25 protein-coding genes are annotated in these 24,608 nt (G+C 60.4%); 14 read left to right on the forward strand and 11 right to left on the reverse strand.

Translation table 11 applies throughout. From position 1 onward, the window contains the following. Positions 1–3: 3 nt before the first annotated feature. The 3 genes from ABIE52_RS25780 to ABIE52_RS25790 all read right to left on the reverse strand — a co-directional run bounded on the left by ABIE52_RS25780 (position 4) and on the right by ABIE52_RS25790 (position 3,794). Entirely contained in the window at positions 4–1,659 is a 1,656-nt protein-coding gene (locus ABIE52_RS25780; RefSeq protein ID WP_019745556.1) for an FAD-binding dehydrogenase, read from the reverse strand. Then, positions 1,656–2,321: a TetR/AcrR family transcriptional regulator gene (locus ABIE52_RS25785; RefSeq protein ID WP_042924910.1), complete on the reverse strand. Its 666-nt coding sequence runs from the start codon at positions 2,319–2,321 to the stop codon at positions 1,656–1,658. Before ABIE52_RS25785 ends, ABIE52_RS25780 begins: the two co-directional genes overlap by 4 nt. Positions 2,322–2,462: 141 nt before the next feature. Continuing rightward, positions 2,463–3,794 (reverse strand): MFS transporter, encoded by a 1,332-nt coding sequence (locus tag ABIE52_RS25790; RefSeq protein WP_064444197.1) that lies wholly within the window; start codon positions 3,792–3,794, stop codon positions 2,463–2,465. A 157-nt stretch (positions 3,795–3,951) separates the two neighbouring features. Here ABIE52_RS25790 and ABIE52_RS25795 point away from each other — a divergent pair, with 157 nt between their 5' ends. From ABIE52_RS25795 to ABIE52_RS25805, 3 genes are all read left to right on the forward strand, one after another. Further along, a complete protein-coding gene (locus ABIE52_RS25795; protein WP_058226639.1) occupies positions 3,952–5,115 on the forward strand; it encodes an LLM class flavin-dependent oxidoreductase in 1,164 nt (387 codons plus the stop codon). A gap of 150 nt (positions 5,116–5,265) precedes the next feature. Continuing rightward, positions 5,266–5,802: a hypothetical protein gene (locus tag ABIE52_RS25800; protein ID WP_007729952.1), complete on the forward strand. Its 537-nt coding sequence runs from the start codon at positions 5,266–5,268 to the stop codon at positions 5,800–5,802. Positions 5,803–5,889: 87 nt separating this feature from the next. Then, complete coding sequence (locus ABIE52_RS25805) at positions 5,890–6,522, forward strand: hypothetical protein (protein WP_064443663.1); 633 nt, start codon at positions 5,890–5,892, stop codon at positions 6,520–6,522. A gap of 10 nt (positions 6,523–6,532) precedes the next feature. Here the strand turns inward: ABIE52_RS25805 and ABIE52_RS25810 are convergent, their stop codons facing one another. Beyond that, entirely contained in the window at positions 6,533–7,048 is a 516-nt protein-coding gene (locus ABIE52_RS25810) for a CGNR zinc finger domain-containing protein (protein WP_003940315.1), read from the reverse strand. 320 nt (positions 7,049–7,368) lie between these two features. On the opposite strand from ABIE52_RS25810, the gene ABIE52_RS25815 reads away from it, so the two are divergent. From ABIE52_RS25815 to ABIE52_RS25825, 3 genes are all read left to right on the forward strand, one after another. Next, complete coding sequence (locus ABIE52_RS25815) at positions 7,369–8,976, forward strand: AMP-binding protein (protein WP_064443664.1); 1,608 nt, start codon at positions 7,369–7,371, stop codon at positions 8,974–8,976. 127 nt (positions 8,977–9,103) lie between these two features. Further along, complete coding sequence (locus ABIE52_RS25820; RefSeq protein ID WP_003939785.1) at positions 9,104–9,388, forward strand: hypothetical protein; 285 nt, start codon at positions 9,104–9,106, stop codon at positions 9,386–9,388. Between the two features lie 38 nt (positions 9,389–9,426). Continuing rightward, positions 9,427–10,158 (forward strand): hypothetical protein, encoded by a 732-nt coding sequence (locus ABIE52_RS25825; RefSeq protein WP_064443665.1) that lies wholly within the window; start codon positions 9,427–9,429, stop codon positions 10,156–10,158. A gap of 14 nt (positions 10,159–10,172) precedes the next feature. On the opposite strand, the gene ABIE52_RS25830 is transcribed toward ABIE52_RS25825, so the two are convergent. Both ABIE52_RS25830 and ABIE52_RS25835 read right to left on the reverse strand, forming a co-directional pair. Then, entirely contained in the window at positions 10,173–12,128 is a 1,956-nt protein-coding gene (locus ABIE52_RS25830; protein WP_354541557.1) for an ABC1 kinase family protein, read from the reverse strand. 303 nt (positions 12,129–12,431) lie between these two features. Further along, positions 12,432–12,569: a hypothetical protein gene (locus ABIE52_RS25835; RefSeq protein ID WP_156423131.1), complete on the reverse strand. Its 138-nt coding sequence runs from the start codon at positions 12,567–12,569 to the stop codon at positions 12,432–12,434. Between the two features lie 1,420 nt (positions 12,570–13,989). Between ABIE52_RS25835 and ABIE52_RS25840 the strand changes: the two genes are divergently transcribed. Beyond that, entirely contained in the window at positions 13,990–14,289 is a 300-nt protein-coding gene (locus ABIE52_RS25840) for a DUF4259 domain-containing protein (RefSeq protein ID WP_230793263.1), read from the forward strand. A 34-nt stretch (positions 14,290–14,323) separates the two neighbouring features. On the opposite strand, the gene ABIE52_RS25845 is transcribed toward ABIE52_RS25840, so the two are convergent. Together ABIE52_RS25845 and ABIE52_RS25850 are read right to left on the reverse strand one after the other, a co-directional pair. Continuing rightward, entirely contained in the window at positions 14,324–14,500 is a 177-nt protein-coding gene (locus tag ABIE52_RS25845) for a hypothetical protein (protein ID WP_172827042.1), read from the reverse strand. Between the two features lie 218 nt (positions 14,501–14,718). Next, the gene (locus ABIE52_RS25850; protein WP_042447046.1) at positions 14,719–15,600 is read right to left on the reverse strand and encodes an alpha/beta fold hydrolase; all 882 of its coding nucleotides are present in this window, start codon (positions 15,598–15,600) and stop codon (positions 14,719–14,721) included. Between the two features lie 113 nt (positions 15,601–15,713). Between ABIE52_RS25850 and ABIE52_RS25855 the strand changes: the two genes are divergently transcribed. From ABIE52_RS25855 to ABIE52_RS25865, 3 genes are read left to right on the forward strand one after another with little or no spacing between them, the layout of a single operon-like run. Continuing rightward, positions 15,714–16,358 carry a TetR/AcrR family transcriptional regulator gene (locus ABIE52_RS25855; RefSeq protein WP_042447043.1) on the forward strand — a complete coding sequence of 215 codons (645 nt, stop codon included), beginning with the start codon at positions 15,714–15,716 and terminating at the stop codon, positions 16,356–16,358. Positions 16,359–16,367: 9 nt separating this feature from the next. After that, positions 16,368–16,817: an FAS1-like dehydratase domain-containing protein gene (locus ABIE52_RS25860; RefSeq protein WP_019745537.1), complete on the forward strand. Its 450-nt coding sequence runs from the start codon at positions 16,368–16,370 to the stop codon at positions 16,815–16,817. Continuing rightward, positions 16,814–17,254 carry a MaoC/PaaZ C-terminal domain-containing protein gene (locus ABIE52_RS25865; protein ID WP_003940034.1) on the forward strand — a complete coding sequence of 147 codons (441 nt, stop codon included), beginning with the start codon at positions 16,814–16,816 and terminating at the stop codon, positions 17,252–17,254. The genes ABIE52_RS25860 and ABIE52_RS25865 overlap by 4 nt, the downstream gene beginning before the upstream one ends. Before the next feature lie 76 nt (positions 17,255–17,330). Here the strand turns inward: ABIE52_RS25865 and ABIE52_RS25870 are convergent, their stop codons facing one another. Next, on the reverse strand, positions 17,331–18,185 hold the full coding sequence (locus tag ABIE52_RS25870) for a hypothetical protein (RefSeq protein WP_042447040.1): 855 nt from the start codon (positions 18,183–18,185) through the stop codon (positions 17,331–17,333). 114 nt (positions 18,186–18,299) lie between these two features. On the opposite strand from ABIE52_RS25870, the gene ABIE52_RS25875 reads away from it, so the two are divergent. Further along, positions 18,300–19,355 carry an NAD(P)/FAD-dependent oxidoreductase gene (locus ABIE52_RS25875; RefSeq protein ID WP_042447037.1) on the forward strand — a complete coding sequence of 352 codons (1,056 nt, stop codon included), beginning with the start codon at positions 18,300–18,302 and terminating at the stop codon, positions 19,353–19,355. A 391-nt stretch (positions 19,356–19,746) separates the two neighbouring features. Here the strand turns inward: ABIE52_RS25875 and ABIE52_RS25880 are convergent, their stop codons facing one another. Both ABIE52_RS25880 and ABIE52_RS25885 read right to left on the reverse strand, forming a co-directional pair. Then, complete coding sequence (locus tag ABIE52_RS25880) at positions 19,747–20,211, reverse strand: hypothetical protein (RefSeq protein WP_178377319.1); 465 nt, start codon at positions 20,209–20,211, stop codon at positions 19,747–19,749. A gap of 36 nt (positions 20,212–20,247) precedes the next feature. Further along, positions 20,248–21,138, reverse strand: a complete 891-nt coding sequence (locus ABIE52_RS25885) for a cutinase family protein (protein ID WP_192712173.1) — start codon at positions 21,136–21,138, stop codon at positions 20,248–20,250. Between the two features lie 546 nt (positions 21,139–21,684). Here ABIE52_RS25885 and ABIE52_RS25890 point away from each other — a divergent pair. The 3 genes from ABIE52_RS25890 (at position 21,685) to ABIE52_RS25900 (ending at position 24,598) form a co-directional block, all read left to right on the forward strand. Continuing rightward, the gene (locus ABIE52_RS25890) at positions 21,685–22,872 is read left to right on the forward strand and encodes an ATP-binding protein (protein ID WP_007729973.1); all 1,188 of its coding nucleotides are present in this window, start codon (positions 21,685–21,687) and stop codon (positions 22,870–22,872) included. After that, positions 22,869–23,588 (forward strand): M50 family metallopeptidase, encoded by a 720-nt coding sequence (locus tag ABIE52_RS25895; RefSeq protein ID WP_003940327.1) that lies wholly within the window; start codon positions 22,869–22,871, stop codon positions 23,586–23,588. The genes ABIE52_RS25890 and ABIE52_RS25895 overlap by 4 nt, the downstream gene beginning before the upstream one ends. 173 nt (positions 23,589–23,761) lie before the next feature. Continuing rightward, entirely contained in the window at positions 23,762–24,598 is an 837-nt protein-coding gene (locus ABIE52_RS25900; RefSeq protein ID WP_047272023.1) for an SDR family oxidoreductase, read from the forward strand. Positions 24,599–24,608 lie beyond the last annotated feature (10 nt).

The raw sequence follows: 24,608 nt of genomic DNA on the forward strand, positions 1-24,608 counted from the left end.
GGGCTACAGGTCGCGCGCCAATGCTCGTCCGGCTGCGCGGCCCGAGAAGATGCAGCCGCCGAGGAAGGTCCCCTCGAGTGCGCTGTAACCGTGGACTCCGCCGCCGCCGAAGCCCGCGACTTCACCGGCTGCGTACAGGCCGTCGAAGACACTGCCGTCGGCCTTGATGACCTGCGAATCCAGGTTGGTTTCCAAGCCGCCGAGAGTCTTGCGTGTGAGCAGGTGCAACCGGACCGCGATCAGTGGGCCGTTCTTGGGGTCCAGGATCTTGTGCGGTGCAACGACGCGCACGATCTTGTCTGCCAACAGATTACGGGCACCGTGGATGGCGGTGACCTGGAAGTCCTTGCTGTACTTGTTGTCGACTTCGCGGTCGCGGGCGATCATCTCGCGTTCGATGTCCTCGTAGTCGAGGAGCGGTTCGTCGGTGAGGGCGTTCATGCCGTCGACCAGATCACGAAGGTTGTTGCGCACCACGAAGTCCGCGCCCTTCTGCTTGAACGCCTCGACCGGTCCCGGCGCGCCTTTCTTGATTCGTTCGAGGAGGAGCTTGAAGTCGCGGTTGGTGAAGTCAGGGTTCTGTTCCGATCCCGAGAGTGCGAACTCCTTCTCGATGATCTTCTGGTCGAGGATGAACCACGTGTACTCGTGGCCGCTGTCGAGGATGTACTTGAAAGTTCCCATCGTGTCGAAGCCGGGGAAGTTGGGGACCGGCAGACGCTTGCCGGTGGCGTCGAACCACATCGAGGACGGTCCGGGGATGATTCGGATTCCGTGGTTGGGCCAGATGGGATTCCAGTTCTGGATGCCTTCGGTGTAGTGCCACATGCGGTCGCGGTTCACGATGTTTCCGCCTGCGGATTCGGTGATTTCGAGCATGCGTCCGTCGACGTGTGCAGGTACTCCCGTCAGCATGTGCTTCGGCGCCTTGCCGAGTCGCTCGGGCCAGTTCTTCTTCACCAGTTCGTAGTTGCCGCCGATTCCACCGGAGGTGACCACGACGGCCTGTGCGGCGAACTCGAATTCGCCGATGGGGGTGCGCGAGCTCTTCACGCCGCGCAGATCACTGGAAGGTTCGAGGACGGTTCCGCGTACACCAGTGACCGCACCGTCGGTCACCACCAACTGATCCACCTGGTGGCGGTGCTTGAACGTGACCAGTCCGCGCTTCTGGGCAGCAATCACCTTGGTCAGAAAGACATCGACCACGCCGGGGCCGGTTCCCCAGGTGAGGTGGAAGCGCGGCACCGAATTGCCGTGTCCAAGAGCCATTCCGCGGCCGCGTTCGGCCCAGCCGACATTCGGCATCAGGCGAAGCCCCAGATCGTGCAGGTACTGACGCTTGTCGCCCGCTGCGAACTCGACGTACGCCTTGGCCCACTGACGCGGCCAGTGATCTTCGCGCTCACGGTCGAATCCGGCTGTGCCCATCCAGTCCTGCATTGCCAACTCGAGGGAGTCCTTAATGCCGAGTCGGCGTTGCTCGGGGCTGTTCACGAGGAAGAGTCCGCCGAGAGACCAAAATGCCTGCGCGCCGAGGTTGGCAGCGTTCTCCTGTTCCACGACAAGGACTTTGCGGCCCGCGCGCGTCAGTTCGTAGGTGGCGACCAGTCCCGCCAGCCCTGCCCCGACAACGATGACGTCAGCTTGTTCGCTCACGACAACTCCTCTTCCGATTGGTTGTTCTGGATTATTTCGCTGTAGGACAGCAGAATTCGAGTGAAGATATCGCGGCGCAGTGCAAAGGCGGCGTTGGTGTCGGTATCGACGAGGCACTGCACGCTGGTGCCGTCGTGCACTGCAACCAATGCCCGTCCCAACGCCGTCGGGTCGCCGACGATTGTTCGCCCGACATCGCTGAGTGCGGACTCCACAATGGGCAACAGGGTGCGAAGGATCGCGTCTTCACGGTCGGCAAGGGCTTTGCGAAGTGCCGGGTTACGGAGCGCGTGGGCTGTGAATTCCGCGTTGATCCGGTACCACTGCGGGTCGACCGGAACCACCGCCACGATCCGGGCGACAGCGGCATGGATGTCGACGATGTTACCGGCGGTGATCGACTCCGTCGCCAGCCGTAGATCGGCGAGCATTGATGCAGATCGCTGCTCCCACATCGCGAAGAACAATTCGTCGAGTGAATCGAAGTTGGAGTAGAACGCGCCTCGGGAGTATCCGGCGCGTTCGCAGATCTGCTCGACCGTGGCGTGCCCGAACCCGGATTCGGAGAAGACATCTGCAGCCGCGTCGAGCAGACGCTGCCGGGTCTGACCACGGCGTTTGGTGACACGCTTGGCCGGCGAGTTGTCCGTTCCAGTCGTCATCGGCGCCTCCGTCAGGGTGGGACCCCAAACGATACACCGATGTATCCGATGCGCAGGCGTATCTCGATCTGTTCTTTTTCGCAGGTATTTCTATGCATATCTAGTAAATGTGCAAGAGAGGTGAATATTCAGATGTGATCGCTATAGATGCAGATCACGCTTCCTGATCGCCGCAGTGGCGACGACGCTGATCGCCGAGGTGGCCACCAGATATCCACAGGCCAGCCACGGTGAACCGCCGGTGGCGCCGATCAGTGCAGTAAGGATCAGAGGTGTGACGCCGGAGGCGTAGATACCAGAGAACTGATAGACGACCGACAACCCGGTGTACCGGATTTCTGTGGGGTAGAGGCTCGCATACAGCGTTCCCTGGGCGCCGTAGAACAAGGCATGAATCACTCCGAAGACCACGACCATCGCGACTCCGAAGAGCAGGAGATTCTCGGTACCGAACAGTGCGAAGGCGGGGAAGATCGCGAGGCCGTACGCGGCGATGCCCACGATGTAGACCCGTTGCGGGCCGAACCGATCAGCGAGTGAACCGGAAAACGGCAGCAAGATCGCCATCACTACTGCGGCCACGGTGACCACAAGAAGTACCGGAACCTTTTCGAAATGCAGAGTCTTGGTTGCATACGTGATTGCAAAGACGCCCCAGGTGTTGAACGCGGCGCCCTCGCCCCAGCGAGACAGCATGCCCAGTACGGTGTTTCGCGCGACTCTTCCTTGAAAGACTTCCCTGAGCGGGGCGGATGAGCGCTGTTCGAGGTCGCGAACGGCCTGAAATGCCGGCGTCTCGTCGACCTTCAAACGGACCACCAACCCCACGATCACGAGTACCAAGCTCAGAACAAAGGCTATGCGCCAGCCGAAACGGAGAAACTGTTCGTCGTCGAAGACCGTTTGAAGTAGTGCGAACATTCCTGTGCCCAAAGCCAAGCCGAGAGCCAGTCCGATCTGCGGGATGCTGCCGAACAGCCCGCGCTTCTTCTCCGGACTGTGTTCGACCGCCAGAAGAACGGCTCCGGCCCACTCACCACCGAGAGCAAATCCCTGCAGGATACGAAGCAGCAGAAGCAGAATCGGTGCAACGACCCCGATTTGAGCTGCGGTCGGAAGGACACCCATGAGCGCCGTCGCGATACCCATGATGAACATCGTGAGGGCAAGCGTTTTCTTGCGCCCGATGCGATCGCCGATGTGACCGAACACCACTCCGCCGATGGGGCGAACGAGAAAGCCGACCGCGAAGGTCGCAAAAGAAAGCATGGTCCCGACAAAGGAACTCTGGTTGGGGAAGAACAGTTGGTTGAAGACGAGGCTCGCGGCCGTCGCGTAGAGGAAGAAGTCGTACCACTCGACCGTCGTGCCGAGCAGGCTCGCGGCGACGACGGTTCTCAGTCTGGATCGCCGCTCGTCGTCGGTCTCGTTCGAGAACGGTGAATTGTGCTCGACTTCGGCAAACGTGGTCATCGGAGCCCCCGGGTCGCGGTGCAAATTCACGAAGGTATCGCCGGAGCCGAAAGTGGGCACCCGTAGCGATCAGGGTGATTTCAACCCTGTTCTTCGAGGTGGACTGTGGTTGTAATGACAGAAGAGTTCTGCCTGTTCGTCGACGAAAGGAATCACCGTGTCACTGCGCTTCCACTGGTTCTTGCCTACTTACGGTGATTCCCGGAATCTGATGGCGGGTGGGCACGGCAGCTCGATGTCCGGTGATCGTCCGGCGACGCTGAAATACCTCAATCAGATCGGCGCGGCCGCCGAGACGAACGGCTTCGAAGCTGTCCTCACGCCGACCGGCGCGTGGTGCGAAGACGCATGGCTGACGACGGCGATGATGCTCGAGACCACCGAGACACTCAAGTTTCTGGTTGCTCTGCGCCCGGGATTGCTCAGCCCCACGCTTGCCGCTCAGATGGCCGCAACCTTCCAATGGCAGTCGGGCGGTCGTCTGCTGCTCAACGTCGTGACCGGCGGGGAGGACCACGAGCAGCGCACGTTCGGTGACTTCCTCGACAAGAACCAACGGTACGCACGATGCGGCGAGTTCCTAGACGTGATCCGCCAGTTGTGGTCCGGTAACGGTCCGGTTGATTTCTCCGGCGAGTACGTCAACGTGGAAAAGGCTATGCTGCAGCGTATTCCGGACCCGGTACCGCCCATCTTCTTCGGTGGATCGTCGCCGGCGGCCGGAACCGTCGCATCGCGTTACGCGGATACGTATCTCACCTGGGGTGAGACGCCGTCCGCTGTTGCCGCCAAGATCGCCTGGATTCGCGACCTCGCGGAAGTTCAAGGTCGTCACCTCGACTACGGAATCCGTCTGCATGTCATCAGCCGGGACACCTCGGAACAGGCATGGGCAGAAGCGGATCGGCTGCTCAGTGCGCTCGATCCGGCGACCGTCGAGCAGGCTCAGGCGAGTCTTGCGCGATCCGGCTCCGAAGGTCAGCGTCGGATGCTCGAATTGCACGGCGGCGGTTCGGCTTACAAGGAGGGCGTCGGAGCGAGGTCGCTGGAGATTGCGCCGAACCTGTGGACCGGCGTCGGATTGGTGCGAGGGGGTGCAGGCACCGCATTGGTCGGTTCGCACCAAGAAGTGGCTGATCGGATTGCCGAGTACGCGGCGATCGGTCTGGATCACTTCGTATTGTCGGGCTATCCCCATCTCGAAGAGGCGTATCAGTTCGGTGAGGGCGTGCGTCCGATCCTCGAAAAGCGTGGATTGGTAGCACCGCACGGTTCGGTCGGCGGACCGGTGCGAACGCCCTTCGTCTCCAGTGGGAACTGAGTCGAACAGCGAGCTCTTCGAGAAGGGGACGTTTGTCCCGATCTTTCGGGCACGGCCTCCCTCCGGGACTATTCACGCAATTCGGTCAGTAGATCCGTTCTAGGCTGCGCACTGTTGCCGAACTCAAGGCGCAGTACGAAAGGATCCTCGATGAAGCTGGGCACGAGTGGAGTACGTCGCGTCGTGGGAACCGTGGCAGTCGCCGCTGCAACCGCGGCAGGCGTCGCGATGGTCAATCCTGCAACTGCGTCGGCCGAGGTGGTCCCGCCGGTCGTCTCGTACAAGGTGACCGGAAACGATCTGGCACTGACGATCACGAACAACAACACGGGCATTGCCCCGTTGTGCCAGGCGTTTGTCGTCAACGCCGCGGATTCTGCTGCCGTGCTTGATGATCCGCTCAAGCTGCTCGATCCGAACCTTGTGGTGTACCCCAAGATCACCGACCCGTCCTCACTGTTCGCCGTCGGTAAGGGGCAGACGGTCACCAACACCGTGACCGATGTTCCGGACGGAACCTACGCCGTGCTCGGTGCGTGCTCCGATCTTCTCGATCTGGAGACGTTGGGTAAGCCTGTTCCTGGCGTGCCGAGCCTCGTTGTCATCGGTGGACCGTTCAGCGGCATCAATACCGGAAGCCTGAGCGACCTGTTCGGCAGCGGCAGCCTCGAAGGACTTTTCGGGTAGCTCACCGTCTGTCTCCCCAATTTTCCGACTGAGCGGTCTATTCTTCAGGCATCTGGTGATCTGACCGACTTGCCTGGAGGTTCGGAAATGCGAAGTCGTGGATTCAAACGCGTTCTCGGAAGCATTGTCGCGGCGTCGGCCGCCGTCGTGGGACTTGTTGTCATGACTCCGGCGACGGCGTCGGCAGCACCGGCGATTCTCCCGCCTCCGGTGTCGGTGAGCGCAGCGGACAATGCGATCACCTTCACCATCACCAATCCGAACCCGCGGTTCAGCTTCATCAACTGCACAGTGGCGATCCTCAACGCCAGGGATGTCCCCGACGTGATCCGCGATCCGGCAAAGCTGCTCCAGCCCGGCGTGTTGGTGTATCCGACCGTCAGCAACATCCTCGATCTGTTTGCCGTTTCGCCTGGGCAGACGATCACGCGGACCGTCGGGAATCTGCCGGCCGGGGTGTACGCCGTTGCGGGAGCGTGCGTTCGACTGCTCGATCCGACCAACCCCACTATCGCGATTCCGCAGGCCGTTGTGGTCGGCGGCTGGTTCGAGGGCGCCGGAACCGGAAGTCTCTCAGGTTCTTTGCAGGACCTGGGATACAACACGGTCCAGGACTTGATCGACGCGTGGAATCGGATCAGCTCGGGAAGCAGCGGCGGCAGTTTCCAGTTCGAGTACCAAGGTGGCTCGGATTTCGAGGTAGTGGGTCCTACGTCGTAGTCGGTCCGGCTCACTTGCGCGCGCGGTGGCGTCGCACCGCGTCGCGATTTGCACACGTGGGGGAGCAGTACCGCTGATTGCCGTTGCGTGAGGTGTCCGCGTAGATGTTGGTGCACTCGTCCAGGGTGCACCGACCTAATCTGTGCATTCCGCGGCCGACGAGGTGCAGCGCCGTGCCTACCGAGAAGAGTGCCTTGAGGACCTCGGCGAGCGACTGTTGGGGATCGCGGTAGTGCAGATGCCACCCGTCGTTGGCGTGGTTGGTCATTCGCGGATACGCCGACGCTTGCTCGAGCATGACGTTCACCAACTCGGCGCGGGCAGCCTCCTCCGTGACGTCGACGATTTTCGACCACTCGATCAGAAGGTCGAGGGTCTCGTCGAGGTCCTTCTCGGCGATGGGGAAATCGAGAATGATGCCTGCGTCGACGCAGCGTTCGACGAGTTCGGCCAAGGTCTCGGGATTTCGATTGGCCAGGTCGGCGGCCAGCGTCACCGCATATTCGCCGTAAGGGTTGAGATGCACAATGCCATTACATCATGCTCGTCGTATGAAGAAAACAGATTTCGCGCCGATAAGTTGCATCCACCGCTGGGAGATCGAATCTCGGCATCGGACCAGCGAGGGGACGGTCACCTACCTGCGCTGCCATTGCGGGTCGTGGCAGACCTTGCTCGCCGAATGGGTGTCGGGCGGTGCGAGCTCGGCCGTCGCTGCGCCGATCAAGGTCAGGTCCAGGTAATGGTCAGCTAATCGCTCCGTTTTGCCTCGGGTGACATGGAACGTGTTCTAGATTCAGGGTTGTATGCCTCGGTATCGCGGCGCAGACTCTGAAAGGGAAGACGATGCAGTTCAACCTCGCTGATGTATTCGAAACCGTCGCCAGCTCGGTGCCTGATCGCGTCGCCTTGACTTACGAGGGAGAGAACTTCTCCTACGCTGAGCTGGACGCGGAAGCCAACCGAACGGCCAACCTGCTCGCGCAAGCCGGCATCTCGCGCGGCGATCATGTAGCCCTGTTCCTGAAGAACAGCGTCGAACATGTCACGTCGATCCTCGGGTTGATCAAGATCCGTGCGGTCCCGATCAACGTGAACTACCGGTACACGCCCGCCGAGCTCGAGTACATCTTCACCAACTCCGACTCGGTCGCAGTGGTCGTGGAACTCCTCGAGCATCAGCGTGTCCTTGCTTCCCTTTTCGGTGCATGCCCGAAGGTGAAGACGGTGATCGTGATCGGCGAGGTCGAGGCCGAACTGGTCGCTGCCGCGAAAGCGCATGAAGTGTCGGTGGTTTCCTTCGACGACGCTCGCGAGATGTCACCGGTAGGGGAGTTCGATTCTCGTTCGGGCGACGACGTGTACCTGCTCTACACCGGCGGGACGACCGGATACCCGAAGGGTGTCATGTGGCGTCACGACGACTTCTTCCGTAAGCCGCTCTCCGGCGGAAATCCGTACGGCGAGGAAGCTCGACAGGACCTCGCCGAGATAGCCAGCGCTGCAAAGGAATTTCCGGAACTCTCGTTCCTCATTGCCGCCCCCCTCATGCACGGCGCAGCGTTGTATTCGCTGTTCACCTTCCTCACCCTCGGTGCCCGCGTGGTTCTACGACGAGAATTCGTTGCGGAGAAGGTCGTCGAAGCGATCGAGAAGGATTCGGTACAGGTGATCCTGATCGTCGGTGACGGCATGGGACTGCCGTTGGTCGACGAGATGGAACGACGCAAAGACGAGGTCGATTTCAGCAGTCTCTTCTCGATCACGTCAGGTGGTGCGATCTGGTCCACCAGCGTTCGAGACCGCATGCTGGCGGTGAAGCCGGACCTGCTGTTGCGGGACAACTTCGGAGCCTCGGAGTCCGGTAATGACGGCGCCTTCTCCATCGATGAGGCGGGAAATCTGCGAATGCCGCCCTCGCCGAACATGATCCTGGTCGACGAGCGGCTCGAAGAGATCCCCGCCGGCTCCGACGACGTGGGCTACATCGCGCGTATCGGAAACGTCCCGCTCGGGTACTACAAGGACGAAGAGAAGACCGCCCGCACGTTCCCGACCCGCGCTGACGGCACCCGTCTTTCGGTGCTCGGCGACATGGGCAAGGTTGAAGCGGACGGCACGATTGTCTTCCTAGGCCGCGGCTCACAGTGCATTAACACCGGCGGCGAGAAGGTTTTCGCCGAAGAGGTCGAGGCTGCCCTTCACGCGCATCCGGCGATCTCCGACGCGCTTGTCGTCCCCGCACCCGACGCGCGCATGGGGCAGCAGGTTGCCGCGGTGATCGCGACCTATCCCGAGTCCGACGAGCTGACTCTCGAAGCGGTTCAGGAACATTGCCGTAAGACGTTGGCCGGTTACAAGGTGCCGCGCACGATCGTGCTGGTCGATGAAGTCAAGAGGACCCCGGCCGGTAAGGCGGACTACCGCTGGGCGACGACACTGGCGTCGTCCTAGCAGTGTGGAGTGGGTGGCGACAACCTTTCACACGGATTTCACCACGACATAAGAGACATACCGGAAAGATGGCGCAGAGTAAGTCGTTCGCGCCTTGCGTCGTCACTCCACGAAAGGGTCTCAGCTCATGCTCATCATCGGAATACTCCTGTTCGGGATCGTCATCGGAGCGGGAGCCCAGCTGATTCTGGGGAAAACGACCGCACGAGTGGACTGGACCTTCGCGTTCATCGCGGGAATCGGTGGTTCGCTGGTTGGCGGATTGCTCGTGAGTTTGATTGCAGGCGACGGATTATCATTGCGCCCGAGCGGCATCCTCGGGTCCCTTGCCGGCGCTGTCATCATCACCGCGGGGTGGCAGTGGTACCGCGGGAGGAACGCAACTACAACTACGCGTCCGTCTGATCGCTGATTTCCACAGTTCCGTCAGGGGACGGAGAGCGTCGACATATGACCGAACTACTCGATGAAGTCCTCACCGCACATGGCGGAGTCGAACGTTGGCAGTCTGTTTCAGCGATCACGGCACGGGGACGTTTGGGCGGTCTGCTGCCTCAGCGCTTCCCCGGCAACAAGCTGGCGAAGTTCACGGTCGAGGTTGAAGTCGCCGAGCAACGCACTGTCCTCCAAGACTTTCCGCGTGTCGGCGAGTGCGCTGTGTTCGACAAGGGCGTCGTGCGGATCGAAACTCGTGACGGCGAAGAACTCGGGAGTCGAACCGACCCACGTCCAGAGTTTTTCGGGTTGAGTGGCGTCCGGCGCAACCTCCACTGGGACGCGCTCGACACCGCTTACTTTGCCGGCTACGCCTTTTGGAACTATCTGAACGCACCGCTACTGCTCGCCCGCGACGACATCACTGTCACCGAAGCCGAACCTTGGCAGGAATCCGGGCAGCAATGGCGACGACTACAAGCAACGTTCGCGCCGGCGATCGATACCCATTGCCGGCAGCAGACCTTCTATGTCGACAACGGTGGCCTCATCCGCCGTCACGACTTCGTCGCCGAACCGGTAGGCAGCTGGGCGAAAGCTGCTCTCTACTGCGACCAGCATCGCGAGTTCGACGGTCTCACCTTTCCCACTCGACGGCGCGTTCTCCCGCGGGGCCCAGGCAGTCGCGTTCTCTCGCGGCCGACCCTCCTGGCGCTCGACTTCGACGACATCGAGATCAAGCGATGAAAATCAGTTCTCGGTTACCTGTTGTCGAGTGTGAACAAACGGAACACGGTCCGCATGCACAGAACGACGCCGACGAAGCCCAGTACCGCACTCGCGAGTGCATAGCCCGACAGCTGAGGTGTGAGTTGTGGTCCGCCAGGTACGAACAGCAGGATCGCCGCGACGATCAGCGCGGTCACTCCCGCCGCCATACCCAGGGCGTTGTTCGCCGACCGTCGTAGCCATCGCCTGTCGTCGGGGTGTGCAACCGAGCGAGTGCGAAGTGTGAAGCTTCCCGACGCGATCGAGGTCGCGATCTGATCGAGCTGACCAGGCAGGCGCCGGACCACCGCGGTTGTGACCGCCGTCGTCGACAGGATTGCCTGCGCGGCTGCAGTCGGGCTGGCGACATGGGTCAACAGTCGGGGTACTTCGGCCCGAACAGCAGCGACGAGGTCGATCTGCGGATCCAGGAGCCGCAGGGCGCGCTCCAAGGACGCGAGCGAACGGAAAGCGGCGGCGACGTCTCCCGGCACTCCGATTCGGTGTTCGCGAAGCACAGTGAACATTCGCGCGAACGATGCCATGGAAACATTGGGTTGGACACTGAGCAGGGTGATCTCTCGGCCCACCTGGTGACGTAGTGCTCCGCGATCAACTTCGGGCGGCACGTCGAATGCCATCAGCATCGCGTCGACTGTCGCCACCGGATCACCTGCGAGGGCAGCGTTGAGGAGCACGGCGAACAAGATCCGTGTCTCGCCGTCCATAACCCCTACTGCGCCGAAGTCGAGGAGCCCGACCCGGCCGTCATCGAGGATCATGATGTTGCCGGGGTGCAGGTCCGCGTGAAACACGCCGTGGACAAAGATCCCGTCGAGCAACGACGCAAGAAGTTCGTTGGCGATGCTGCTGCGGGTGTCGCGGTCGAGGCCGGTGAGCGCCGACTCACCGTCGGAGAGCGGTGTGCCGTGAAGACGTTCCATCACGAGCACCCGTCCGCTACTGAGGTTGGGGTAGATGTGCGGAACGACGATATCCGGGCGGTTCGACATGGTGGAAGCAATCGCGCCGGTATTCGCTGCTTCGGTGCGGTAGTCGAGTTCCTCGAGCAGTGACGTGACGAGGCCCCCGGCGAGTCGGTGAACGCCGATATCGCGTGCCCAGGGAAAACGGGTCTCCGCGCGGGATGACACGCGAAGGAAGATATCGCAATCCACGCTCACTTGTGCGCTCGCCTCGGGGCGTTGAACCTTCACCACAACGTCGACGCCTTCAACGGTGCGCGCGGAATGTACCTGTGCGACAGAGGCGGCGGCGAACGGCTCCACATCGAACCATGCGAACACCGACTCTGGTGCGTCGCCGAGTTCCGATGCCAGTAGCTTCGCAATGCGGACTGGATCAGCCGGTCGTGCCGAACTTTGCAGAGACGAGAGAGTGCGAGCCAACTCGGGTGGTATGAGGTCGTCTCGCGTGCCGAGGATCTGTCCCAACTTGACGAAAGTGACACCGCACCGGTTGATTACTTCCACCAGCGCGTCCCCGAACTGAGGCGCTGATGGCCCAGCACGGAGAGCGGGCCCGCCTCCCGCTCGCACGACGATGCCCATGATCTGGACGTATCGCTTGGTTCGGCGCCACGATTTTCGGCTGCGCTGCAATGCTTCTGGCGGTCCGGGGATAGATCCTGTTGGAAGGACAACTTCGAGGAAAACCAATGCGGCCAGGCATGCTGCGAACACCCAGAGCGCGACAACTCCGAAGAATATGAGCGCTGTTCCTACGCTCACCAGAAGTTGATCGTCCTGGCTGGCAATTCCTGCAAGCGTTGCGACGTATCCCGACAGTGGAACCCCCACCGAGAGTGCTATCACCGCGACCGCAAGGGTTCGCGGCCATCCGACTCTCGTCCCCAGCGTTCGTCGCATCACGCCCGCCAGTGCTGCTGCAAGAAATGGCGTCGTGACGATCCAGACCATCAAGTCCATTGCGATAGCGTAGGGGTTCGCAATCTGCGATACATCCAGGAAAACCCCGAGCACACCCCGACTGCCGGGTAACAAGCCCGACAGTGCCCAAGCGTCGAACATGCTTGGGCACTTCGGTGTTCATTCGCTCCGATGTCGACTCGTCCTGATCGACCGTCCAAAACTGCGTTCACTGACCATCCGCGAGGCCGAACTGCGCATCATGCTCGTCAGCGATGTCCCGGCCACCTTTCGCGAGGAGCAGTACAGCCGAAGAACAGGCTGCGATGGACGCCGAGCAGAAGTGAGACCGAGTGGACTCCTTTAAAGAATGGGGCCGCCGGTGAACAGGTTGACGAGACTCACCGCGAAGAACTGGACGATCGCTATGGCGGTGGCAAACGGGTCGCCCGCATGCGTAGCTTGGTTGACCCATTCGTTGAATGCGTTGATCGAACCCATTGTGATTCCTCCTGAGTAGTGATGGCGTGACTGATTGAAACTGGTGGTGCGACACTCGACACGAGGGACGTCAGTACGGACCCAGCGCAGTTGGGCATATGAGGCCACGAAAGGTCAGTGACGAGCGCCGACAGTACGCTGCGGTTGCGGCCCTCTGTGTTTCGAATGTAGTTCCCCGACTTAGGAATACCGTGAAGGACGGGCGGATTCGGTTACGAGTGTCCCGCGACAGACGACATCGTCAATATTATGATGTCGGCAACAAGCGCGACGACGGCACCAATCGGATTCTGGACAATCCACGAAATTACTTCAGTCATGTTCTCGGTCCTTCCTTAGCGTAAGACGCGTGATCGAATACTCGACCAGCTATTGCAGTACCCGGCCCCGTTCGGCGAATTAAGCCTTTGCCGAAAATGATTGGCGCAAACAGATAGATCGCACATCGGGGCGTTGAATCAACTCGCCCAATCGTTGCACCTCTATGCTCGGGGTTCGATTCGTTACCAACATCTTTCGGAGAAGGGGTGATCAGTCCCATCAGCGATCGGTACCCCGCGTGCGAAACCCTTTTCCGTAAACACCTGCCCAGCAACGTCGTAACGTCAGAAGTGGCAGTTGGCGAGGCCGACCGTCTTCTCGAGATCGTGGCGAGTTTTGCTGGGCAGATGTGACACTACCTCGCGGTCTCGCCGGATCAGTCTTCCTTTCGGACATCGATGGCTGTTCTTCGTGTGGTTGTTACACAATCGACGGAATCGCTGTTGGGGGTGGCGATGCGCAGCTATTTCCTCTGCGAATCTTCAGGAATTGCCTGCGACACCCGTGGATACGGATCCTCGATCTCCACCGAGCGCAATTCCGTGTGCCGACAAACATCGCAGTGCTTCCGACCGGATCGATGCACCCAGAACCAATCGCCGTCACGCACAAAGGGCCAGACGGTTCTGGGAAAGACCCAAGCGCTCCTGCAGTTCCCGGCGATCTGTTGCGCCAGTTCGAGTTCACACTTGATCTAACTGGTCGACGCATAGTGGTGTACCGGTAGCCAAAAGAGTCTCGCCGGTCGGTTAGTGTTGACGGTGAGATACGACGCGGAGGTGGCTGTGAGAATCTGGAACTGGTTGATGCTCAAAATTTCAGCAATCGGTGGGTCGCCGAAGTTTCGGAAGATAGTCGACAGTCCGATTTGGGCGGGCGCCAATGACCGCAAGCTCTGACTGAGCGGGCGGCAGATTCTCCAATTTGCAATTGCCGACCTGCGACTGCGAGCACGCTCACGGCCTGCTGCGACAGGAACGCGACTGTCGACCTGAATTTATCCGCACTCGATATGGGAGGGCTTGTGGGAGTCTGGGGTCCGGGAAACTTTGACAGTGACACCGTCGCGGATGGGTTGGGGGCCCTGACCGGTCGAATCGTGGACGACATCACTGCCGAGTTCGAAGACGATTCGAGTCTGGAGCCGGATGAATGGGGCGGGGAGATGGTGCCGGCGTGGCTCGAGATCCTCACCGATATTGCCCAGACGAAACGAGTCGGTGTGACGTTTCCGTCCACGCGAGTGCTGATCGACTGGCGCGATCGATATCTGCGCGTGTGGGATGGCTACATTGACGAACTCGAACCGGACGAGGATCACAAGGTCGCTCGACGTGCAGTGCTCGTCCATACCTTCGAACAGGCTGTCTCCCTCGCAGCCGAGCGCGAACAGGCATAAACCTGGTGCGGCCGCGCTACTGACCATAGATCCGTCAGTTCCCCGGTGGAACGACGGTGAACGTGAACCCTCCGGAAGTCATTGCGTTGGCTTCTTCGAACATCGAACAGAGAGCTTCGGCGGCGTCGGTCGCCAATGCTCGGGCAGCGCTGGGGGTTCGACCTCGGGCAGTCACCGCGAGCCCAGGTACGTCCGCATCTGTGATCGTCAATCGGACTCGTGGTCGGAAGCACTGCCACCGAGTATCTGCGCGAGGAGATGGTCTTCGTCCACCACAGACCTCCCGCTACGACCAAAATGGCGGCGGCAACGGCCACCATTACCTGACCGCGGCGGTCGGAGAGGAATGTTCTCATCTGTCAGTTGTACCGCCTTGGCCGGCTGATTGACCGGCTTCATCACTACCTTGTCGGCGGCTGGTCCGCGAGATCACGTCCGCTTCGCGTCGTCATGATTGCGGACGAACTTCATGAGTCGGGGAATTACCCGATCAGGTATGTGTCCCAGGATTCCGTGGCCGGTTCCGGCATAAATCTCCACTTCGGCTTCAGGGACGAGATCAGCTAACCTCGCGGCCACCTGCTCGGGGCTGGAGACCACCGTCTCAGCGCCGGAGATTACGAGCATGGGGACCGAGATCGACTGCACTTCTGCATCTTTGAGCATTCGTGCCCACCCGACACCGGGCCGGTAGTTCAATGCCTCTGTAACCAAAGCGAACTCGCGATCGCCGATGACGTACCCGGGGGACAGCCAATCGTTGAGCTTGCGAATATTTTTGTCGGTGCGGCGCATACCGGCGCGGATCATCTTCAGCAGCACACGCCACGAGGGCTTGTCGAAGACTCCACCCGGTTCGATTAGGGTCACACTCGCCAGTCGTTCAGGGGCGTGAAGTGCTACGAGAACGGCGTGCCACGCACCATGCGAGTAGCCGACCAGGTGGACGCGATCGACCCCGAGTTCGTTCAATACCTCGCCCACCCAGGTGGCGAAGTCGGATTCCCCGGTCAATGGAGCGGTCTGCACACTGCGGCCTGCAGTACCGATCGTGTCCAGCGCATAAACGACTCGGTCTCGGCACAGGTCCTCGATGACGATGTGCCATTGCAGACAATTGGCGCCGACTGCGTGCAGCAGGACGATCGGCGTCTCCGTGCCGGTCCCCGACCTACGGACATGGGTGGTTCCGAACGATGTCGGCACGTCGAGTTGTGTCGACGGAACCGGCCAGGTGCCCTCCAGTTCTCGGTAGATGCTCTCGTACGCCTGCTTTGATGCCTCGTTCTTGAATCGTCCGATCTTCGGCATGAGCCTCCCTCTCGCTGCTTTCAATTTTGATGGTATGACCGTATCACTAATGCGGTACGTGCGTATCATTAACGGGTCAAAGTCATCCATATCGAAAGGGGAAGGACAGCCTCATGCCGCGACTGGTCGACCATGAAGTGAGGCAACGGGAGATCACCGATGCGGTGCGGCGAGTGATTGTCGACGGTGGGCTCGCGGCGGTGACATTTCAGTCCGTTGCTGCCGAGGCAGGGATTTCGGTGCGACTCGTGCAGTACTACTTCGGCACGAAGCGGGAATTCCTTCTCGCGACGCATCAAGCTGTGCGTCAGGATGCGGGTGCTCGCTTGATGCAGGAGTTGTCTGTTCTTGGCGCGGAAGCGACACCCCGCGAGGTTATTTCAGCGTTCCTTGTTGGCATGCTCCCGCTCGATCGACAACGTCGGGAGGAAGCGATTGTTCTCGGCGCCTTCCACGCTGCCGCACTGACCGGACAAGGAATCGCCGCCGAGGAAACCCTCACTGCGCCAAGAGAGTTGACAGCGCTCATTTCCGTCCAGCTTCAACGAGTGACCAATCGGGACGCGGTTGCGCCGTCAATGGATCCCGACCTCGACGCCGAGCTCATTCTGGCGGCTGTCGCCGGGCTCGCCCAGGGGATGCTTCCCGGCTACGGCACAGCAGAATTGGCGGTGCAGTTGGTTGAGCGTCTCCTCGATCGCATTCTCGGGCCGACGAGACCTCAGGCCACGAATCAACCCGAAGTCGGCCGCCGTTAGTATTCCGGGATGTCTCCTGTGAACCCAGCGCTCGCCGGCCGGGTGTTTCCCTCGTCTTCGTACCTTGTCGGGCGCGAGAAGATTCGCGAGTTCGCTCTGGCGGTGCGTTCGAGCAATCCCTTGCATCATGATGTCGGTGTCGCCAGGGAGGCCGGGTTCGTCGATGTCATCGCACCGACAACGTTCACAACCGTTGTCCAGCAACGAGCGATCATGGCACTGCTGCGCACGCCGGATACCGGGCTCGATCCGACTCGTGTGGTCCATACTTCCGAGAAGATCGAGCATCAGCGTCCGATAGTCGCCGGCGATGACCTGTCTACGACACTGACGATTACAGGGGTGACAGTGCGTGCAGGCAGTGCGATCCTGTCGACAGTTTCCGAGATCCACGACGTGACCGACGCTTTGGTAGCAACGGTCACCTCGACGCTGCTGGCGCGAGGAGAAGGCGCATGACCGTACCCGTCGTGCCGGTTTTCGAAAACCTCGTCCTCGGTGACATCGTCGCGAAGGTTGATCTGGTCCTCACTCGTGATGACCTAGTTCGCTACGCCGGTGCCTCCGGCGACATGAACCCGATCCATTTCAACGACGCAATCGCTACCGCGGCTGGGCTACCGGGAGTTCTGGCTCACGGAATGCTCACTGCCGGAATTGCTTTGAAGGCCATCGTCGACTGGGTTGGCGATCCGAGTGGTGTGTTCTCGTACGAAACTCGCTTTACTCGACCCGTCGTAGTCGATGCCGTCGATGGTGCTGATCTCTCCATCACTGCGAAGATCGCGCGGATCGACGCCACGATGCGGACAACGCGGATCGATGTCACAGTCACGCACAAGGGCCAGACGGTTCTGGGAAAGACCCAGGCGCACCTTCAGTTCCCGGGCGCCTGACAGGATTGCGGGCTGTCACTGGTCACATCGGGACCTACGCATCCGGGCGGGAGATCAACTGCATTGTGGCGCAGCACTACCGGAAAGACACCAACAGCTCGTCCGACGCTTGCATCGGTGCGTATCCGTCGGCGATGACGCGCCGACAGCCGTCGAGTTCGACGGTGAGTAATTGTTCCTCGTTCGTGGGACGGTCCACGTAGATCGTCGACGCCACCTCGGTGGCCACCGCGTCACAGTCGGGAGCGGGTGGAAGTCCGTCGAAGGTTTCCGTCGTAGACGATGTGCCTACGAATTCGGTGGAGGAGAATCGGCAGAAAACGCTGCCCGCCGACAGCGATGTCAGCGCCGTTGTACCTGTCGTGGCTGCTCGGTAGGTCGGCCTGCAATGCGACAGTTCGTAGATCTGATCGTCGGACAACGCTATTCGGTGTTCGGTACTGCCGACCGGTGTCAGTTCCTTGATGGCGGCCAGGCCACCGGGTTTCGGCAGTCCACACGAATCGGAGGGATACCCCGGCCGAGTTGCTCGGCCTCGATCGTCGACCAACCAGAATTGGTCCAGGACAGCCAGGCTGTAGTTGTCACCGCAGCCTTCGGGGAACCAAGTCTTGTGCGCGGACGAGCGGTTCAGCATTTCCACCGCCCGACTGAAATCGCCCTCCCAACGATGAGCAGAGAAGCTGACGGTTCGGTCGGCTGCCACGTTGTCGCTGACAAACGGGTCGCACGTGACTGCGGCGACGGGTACGAAATCGTCTGGAACCGTCGCCGTTGATGTCGTCTGGAGCGGGCCGATCGGATACGGGGTCGCGCACCCCAGCGTCTCGGCGTCGACTATTACGGCAACTGGTCGATCGGGGATGGTCACATGCCAAAGGCCGGCAACAGCGAGGATGACGATCACGACTGCGAACCAACGCCAGAGCATGAGCACACCGTATCGGTCCCGATGTGCGCCGAGGCTTAGTCCTCCGTTTACCGCCGAAGTCCTCGCATCCAAATTGAGTGGATCCACGTTGCGGCTCGCAGATATGGTCCACTGGTGACGCATCCGAATGGTCGAAACGACAGTCCGATCCTGGTGATTGGTGCCGGCGTCGTCGGCGCGTCGATCGCGTATCACCTGGCGCGCGTTGGTCTCCGAGTCACGGTGCTGGAGCACGGCTCGGTGGCCGGAGGGGTGACCGGCAACTCCTTTGCCTGGGTCGGCCTCTCGAAGAGCGCCGCAGAAACTTACTCAGATCCGTTCCGGCAAGGCGCCGCAGTCGAATTCGACCGCCTGGAGCGCGAACTCGTCGAGCCATTCGGTTTGCGCCGCAGAGGCGCGATCACCTGGGAAGAGACGGATGCGGAGACCCGAGCGTTCATAGATGCTCATCGAGCACTCGGCCATCCCGTCGACCTCATCGGTAAAGAGGAGATCCTTGCTCGTGAGCCGGGATTGCGGACGGCCCCCTCGGTCGCAGCGTACGCGCCTGATGACGGTGGCGTTGACCCGGTTGCGTTCGCTCGATCGCTCCTGCGAGGTGCCGAAGAGTACGGTGCCACAGTGTATTCCGATGTCAGTGTGCTCGGGGTGCTCGCGGAGGGCATGAGAGTGTGCGGAGTAATGACTGCCGACGGTCCCGTCTACGGATCGGCCACCGTGCTCGCTGCGGGTACCGCGATTCCTGGACTCGCGGCGTCGGCGGGAGTGGACGTCGAGGTCGACGCCTCCCCGTGTTGCCTCATCAGATTCTCGACGCCCCACCCATTGGTGAACGGAATACTCTCCTCTCCGGATTTCGAGATCCGGCAATTGGACGACACGACACTGATTGCGGCTGAAGATGTTCCGGTCGGGTTCTCCGGAGATGTTCGTGAGCTTGCGGGGCCGACGCTGAACGCGATCCGCAGTCAGCTCGAGGACGGTGACCAAGTGGAACTGATCGAGGCGGTAGTCGCTGACCGTCCCATCCCGCGTGGTGGCCGCCCGCTGCTGGGCTTCGCCGAAGGCGTGTCGGGGCTCTATCTGGCCGCGACGCATCCGGCGATCATTCTGGCCGGAGCAATTGGAGCCCACGTGGCCGGGGACTTCGCCCGAGCGGCAGAACTCTAGCTTGCCGCGAAGGTCTGAGTATCGGCATGATTCTGTGATGACAAAGTCCTTTGCGGCGAGTAGCCAAATGGTTGATTTTTGCTGACCGCCTCGCCAGGATTTAGAAAACCCAAAAGAGGGATGCCGTGACATCCTGATCGAAGTGGATTCGATCGCGCCGGGCGATCCGTCCGCGATGACGCTGGGGGGTAAGCAGGATCAGCAAACTCGGAACCACGGTCCTGCCCTCGGGGGACGTATCGAAGCCGCCCGTGGGGTTCGCACTTTCGCAGCGAATGCACTTACATACTGACGGGATCCCGCGAATACTTTCTAGTTGGCAAGGTCGGGCTGTATACGCTGTTTGGGTCGCGCAAATGATTGGAGGTGGAATCTGCGTGCTGCTTGCCGTCTAGCTTCCAAAGCTTCCGGTGTTAATGCTTCCTGTCCCATTTTTTCTAATTGTTATTGTCTTGGTCGAATAAGCGGTATCTGTGCCGTCCTCCAGAGATGTACACCCTACCGCAATCACAAATTTTCCTGGTAACGGAAATTCAATCTCCATGGTTGATTCATTCGAATTGGTGAAAATGAACTGAGGATCCGGTGTCGTCAACGCCTGATCGTTGAAGGATTCTGCCTTCTCGGAAGAATCTAAATCGGCCTCGCTGTACCTGGCGCCGTCCCATGCAACCATTGCGCAGGGAAGATTTTCTGGGATCTCTAAAATTCTTGCAGTCACGGTGGAGCCGGATTCTTTGATTTCAATGGTCGGCCCGGCAGCTCTGGCCGATGAGGCGAAGAAGATGCATATGTATGTAGCCAGTGCAACCGAAGCGAGCCCGACGCCCCGCCCCAAGTTTCTTCTAATAGACATCATGGTTTACCTCAATCTGGTTTGTGAGTGCGGGAATCAATCGAATCGATTGTCGATAGCTTGGCGCAAGATGGAACTGCCGGCGTAAGAAGTAAGGTGTAGATTTACCTGTCTGTATAGATCGACTCCTGCAACGACGGACCAGAAAGCGGAACAAGCTTTACTGAGTAATGCAGTGCACCACCAGGGAGGTTTGACGGTGTTCAAGTGAGGTGCGCAGACTATGTCTCCGTCAACGCAAACATTTACCGCGTTAATGTCGAGCGGTGCCAGGGGGACGAATTTGGTTCCACTCATCGGAGGAAATGTAAAGCCGATTCCTTTGGAGTTTGCTCTGGCATTTCCGACCGGTATCGTGCGGTCGTTGGAGTGCCGGTCACCGTTACCGATGAGAATATTGGCAGAGAAAAAGACAGGATGGTTCTTGTTTGGCTCTTGGAGGACTCGATTGATAACCATTGCTCCTTGGGAATATCCGATGAGAACTAGTTGCTTTCCTTTGCATCCGGGCCACGTTTCAAAAGTGTTAATTGATTTCCGGATATCGCTAACACCCTGGGCTAGTCCATCGAAATAGTAACTTTTCCCCGTTAGTGTGAGGGCCAACGATTGGACTTCTTGAGCAGGATACGTGACGGGTATTGCGGCAATGGAGGTGTTGCGCTTGGCTAACTTGTCGGTAAGATATTGATAGGCGGAATAGGCGACACTACCCAAGCCGCCGAACTGCCCATCCGACGGGTCTCCTGACCCTCTTGCTCCTATAAGTACATAGTCTGCCGAAGAACATGCTTGTTGAACCGTTAGCTGCACGGGTTTTGGTGTAACGGCACGTGCGGTCGGTGCTGTAATTAACGAACCGAAGAATATTGCGGTTAAAGTTAGTAAAACAGTTAATTGTCGCGAGTGGAATGAGTTTGCCTGCACGGTCCGCCTCAGTAGAAGCATTTCAGTTTCCCTTGGTCTATTTACATTTCCAACTGTCGGTCATGGTAGGACCATCTGGGGCAATCATCAACGGAATTCTGCAGATTCATCCGAACAGATGACACCTCTTCGCCACAAGCAGAAGGCGCCATGCGGGAATTCCGGATCACGCACCCTCGTTTCTGAGAAGTTCGTAGGGCTTCGAAGCGACCTATGGGGAGTGCTTCAGTTCCCGGCACCCGTATTTGAAACGTGTCCGTGCTTACTGGTTTGACGCGCAAGAATGAATGGCATCAGTTCTTGAGTGATTGCAGGAGTAAGTTTGCTGTTCTTAAGATCTGCCGCTGAAGGTACGCCACCGGTTTCGTCGTACGCGTACAGGGAAACAAGACTAGGAGCGCTGGCCCTCATGTAGCCCGGCCCTGGTTTGGTTCCGGTCGAGGGAGAGCTCGACGAGGTAGCGCCGATATTGCGGTTCCTAGTTCTCTCTAGGACACGCGCTAGAGAGCGGGATATTCGTCTACTCGGCTTGTACCGTCGATGGGCATGGACCCCGTGCGCAATCCGTATGCCCCCGGTGCCGGTCAACGCCCGCCGGAACTCGCCGGGCGCGACAAGCAGATCGACGCCTTCGACGTCGTTCTCGAGCGAATTGCGCGTGGCCGCCCGGAACGAAGTGTTGTCCTCACCGGATTGCGTGGCGTCGGCAAGACCGTCCTGCTCAATCAGTTGCGTTCGGCCGCGATCTCCCGAAGCTGGGGGACAGGCAAGATCGAGGCGCGCCCCGATCAGGATTTACGACGCCCACTCTCGTCGGCGCTGCACATGGCAGTCCGAGAGATCGCGGTCTCCCATCGCGATCCGGAGCGGGTCGAGCAGTTCCTCGGAGTCCTCAAATCGTTTGCCCTACGCGCCACTGCGGACAAGGGAATGCGCGAGCGCTGGCAGCCAGGTATCGACGCACCCGCGATCAAAGGTCGCGCGGACAGCGGCGACATCGAGATCGACCTCGTCGAGTTGCTGCTCGACGCGTCGTCGCTGGCCAGGGATGTCGGCGTCGGGATCGCCATCTTCATCGACGAGATGCAGGACCTCGGTGCCGCGGATGTCTCGGCGATCTGCGGGGCCTGCCACGAGTTGAGTCAGGACGCGGCACCGCTGATCGTCGTCGGTGCAGGGCTTCCGCATCTGCCTGCTGTGCTGTCGGCGTCGAAAAGCTACTCGGAGCGCCTGTTCAGCTACCACCGGATCGATCGCCTCGAGCGTGAAGCTGCAGATCAGGCACTGATCGCACCTGCCGAGCGTGAGGACGTCGAGTTCACCGAATCCGCGCTCGACGCTCTGTACGAAGCGGCTGACGGGTACCCGTACTTCGTTCAGGCCTACGGAAAAGCCACGTGGGATGTGGCGGCGTCGAGTCCTATCACGGCAGAAGACGTGCGCGTCGGCGCGCCGACGGCTGAGGAAGAACTCGCTGTCGGTTTCTTCGGATCGCGATACGAGCGAGCAACGCCCGCGGAGCGTGAGTACATGCGCGCCATGGCCGATCTCGCCGGTGACGACGGACCCGTCGCAACCGCGAAGATCGCCGTCGAGTTGGGGCGCAAACCGGCTTCCCTGTCGCCGGCACGCGATGGACTGATCAAGAAGGGACTGATCTATTCGGCAGAACGTGGATCCATCGGATTCACGGTCCCGCACTTCGGCCGATACCTGCGCGGACAAGCGGAGTGAACGCGCTCGAAACCGCGTGGGATCGGGTGGCGGCGCTCAGTCCCAATCCGCCGGCCTGGGTGGTTCAACTGGCCGCGTTGATCGCCGTGATCATCGTTCTCGAACCGCACCTGTGGCGGATCGCCCGCAACGTCGTCACCATCGCACACGAGGGCGCTCATCTGATCGTCGCAGTCCTGGTCGGTCGACGGTTGAAAGGTCTTCGCCTGCATTCGGATACGTCGGGTGTTGCTATTTCGTCGGGCAAACCGACCGGCTTCGGCGTCATTCTGATGACGTTCGCGGGTTACGTCGGTCCGTCGATTCTCGGACTCGGCGCGGCCGGGTTGTTGGGCGCGCAGCGCGCGGTCTCGGTGCTGTGGATCGGCGTATTCGTCATCGCGGTGATGATGGTCCTGATCCGAAACCTCTACGGAGTCTTCTCACTTGCCGTGGTGGGAGCCGTGTTGTTCGGGCTCGTCTGGTGGGGGACCCAGGAGCAGCAAGTGGCCGCAGCGTACTTCCTGACGCTCTTCCTCCTCTTTGCCGGACCACGCCCGGTCGTGGAACTTCAACGGCAGCGAATGCGACGAGGCGGGGCACCGGACTCGGACGCCGACCAATTGGCCAGGCTCTCACCGATACCCGCGATCGTCTGGGTCGGGTTGTTCCTGCTCGTGAACGTCGCGGTGCTCGTGCTCGGCGGATGGTGGATTCTGCGCCCGGTGGGTGGCTGACCGGATTGATCCGTTGTCCCGTCAGGACAACGGACCAACGATTGTTGATGCTCTGCGGACGTAGTCATCGCATGAAGGCGCTCATATCGTGGAAGTCGACGAGTGGTCGTGCCGGGACTTCCCGCGGCCACACCCGCAACGACGAAGACCGTCGACGATGACAAGGATTCGTTTTGGACGACAAGAACTTCCGCGGACGAACCGCGATCATGTCCGGGGGAAGCCGTGGCATCGGACTTGCCATCGCCCGTGCGATAGCGCGCCGCGGCGGAAATATCGTGTTGCTCGCCAAGACCGATACGCCGGATCCCAGGCTGCCCGGAACTATCCACACGGCTGTGGACGAGTTGAACGAGCTCGAGGGTCATGCCGTTCCGGTCGTCGGCGACGTGAGGAACGACGACGACATCGCGCGGGCCGTGGCTGCAGCGGTAGAGCACTTCGGTGGCATCGACATCGTGGTCAACAACGCGAGCGTCCTCGACATCTCGAAAACCGAAGATCTCGCGATGAAGCGATTCGATCTGATGCAGCAGGTCAATGTCCGTGGTACCTTCGCGCTCACCCGCGCGTGCCTTCCGTACCTTCGGGTTTCGGCCAATGCGCACGTGTTGACGCTGTCGCCGCCGCTCAACTTTTCGCCGCACTGGTTGGGTGCTCATCCGGGCTACATGTTGGCCAAATACGGAATGACATTGGCGGCCTTGGGTATCGCCGCAGAGTATTCAGGTGCACCGATTTCGAGTAATTGCCTGTGGCCGGAGACCATGATCGCCACGGCCGCTGTCGGAAACCTGCTCGGGGGAGACGACAGTATCGAGCACTCGCGTTCACCCGAGATCATGGCCGATGCGGCTGTCGAGATTCTCGGGCGTCCCGCCGGCACGGATACCGGTCGTACAGTGCTCGACGTCGAGATCTTGCGCGAGGCGGGGATCTCGGATTTCTCGCAGTACGGCGGTCAGTCACCGTTGGCGATCGACATCTTCGTCGACGCTCCAATTCCGTGATCTCGGGCGA

This window comes from Rhodococcus sp. OAS809, from assembly GCF_040546695.1.
Taxonomy (GTDB): domain Bacteria; phylum Actinomycetota; class Actinomycetes; order Mycobacteriales; family Mycobacteriaceae; genus Rhodococcus_F; species Rhodococcus_F qingshengii.

Coding starts and splice junctions, on each gene's coding strand:
- ABIE52_RS25785 (WP_042924910.1), bottom strand. CDS start 2,321: ATGACGACTGGAACGGACAACTCGCCGGCCAAGCGTGTCACCAAACGC.
- ABIE52_RS25790 (WP_064444197.1), bottom strand. CDS start 3,794: ATGACCACGTTTGCCGAAGTCGAGCACAATTCACCGTTCTCGAACGAG.
- ABIE52_RS25800 (WP_007729952.1), top strand. CDS start 5,266: ATGAAGCTGGGCACGAGTGGAGTACGTCGCGTCGTGGGAACCGTGGCA.
- ABIE52_RS25805 (WP_064443663.1), top strand. CDS start 5,890: ATGCGAAGTCGTGGATTCAAACGCGTTCTCGGAAGCATTGTCGCGGCG.
- ABIE52_RS25815 (WP_064443664.1), top strand. CDS start 7,369: ATGCAGTTCAACCTCGCTGATGTATTCGAAACCGTCGCCAGCTCGGTG.
- ABIE52_RS25820 (WP_003939785.1), top strand. CDS start 9,104: ATGCTCATCATCGGAATACTCCTGTTCGGGATCGTCATCGGAGCGGGA.
- ABIE52_RS25825 (WP_064443665.1), top strand. CDS start 9,427: ATGACCGAACTACTCGATGAAGTCCTCACCGCACATGGCGGAGTCGAA.
- ABIE52_RS25830 (WP_354541557.1), bottom strand. CDS start 12,128: ATGGACTTGATGGTCTGGATCGTCACGACGCCATTTCTTGCAGCAGCA.
- ABIE52_RS25835 (WP_156423131.1), bottom strand. CDS start 12,569: ATGGGTTCGATCAACGCATTCAACGAATGGGTCAACCAAGCTACGCAT.
- ABIE52_RS25850 (WP_042447046.1), bottom strand. CDS start 15,600: ATGCCGAAGATCGGACGATTCAAGAACGAGGCATCAAAGCAGGCGTAC.
- ABIE52_RS25855 (WP_042447043.1), top strand. CDS start 15,714: ATGCCGCGACTGGTCGACCATGAAGTGAGGCAACGGGAGATCACCGAT.
- ABIE52_RS25860 (WP_019745537.1), top strand. CDS start 16,368: ATGTCTCCTGTGAACCCAGCGCTCGCCGGCCGGGTGTTTCCCTCGTCT.
- ABIE52_RS25865 (WP_003940034.1), top strand. CDS start 16,814: ATGACCGTACCCGTCGTGCCGGTTTTCGAAAACCTCGTCCTCGGTGAC.
- ABIE52_RS25870 (WP_042447040.1), bottom strand. CDS start 18,185: ATGCTCTGGCGTTGGTTCGCAGTCGTGATCGTCATCCTCGCTGTTGCC.
- ABIE52_RS25880 (WP_178377319.1), bottom strand. CDS start 20,211: ATGTCTATTAGAAGAAACTTGGGGCGGGGCGTCGGGCTCGCTTCGGTT.
- ABIE52_RS25890 (WP_007729973.1), top strand. CDS start 21,685: ATGGACCCCGTGCGCAATCCGTATGCCCCCGGTGCCGGTCAACGCCCG.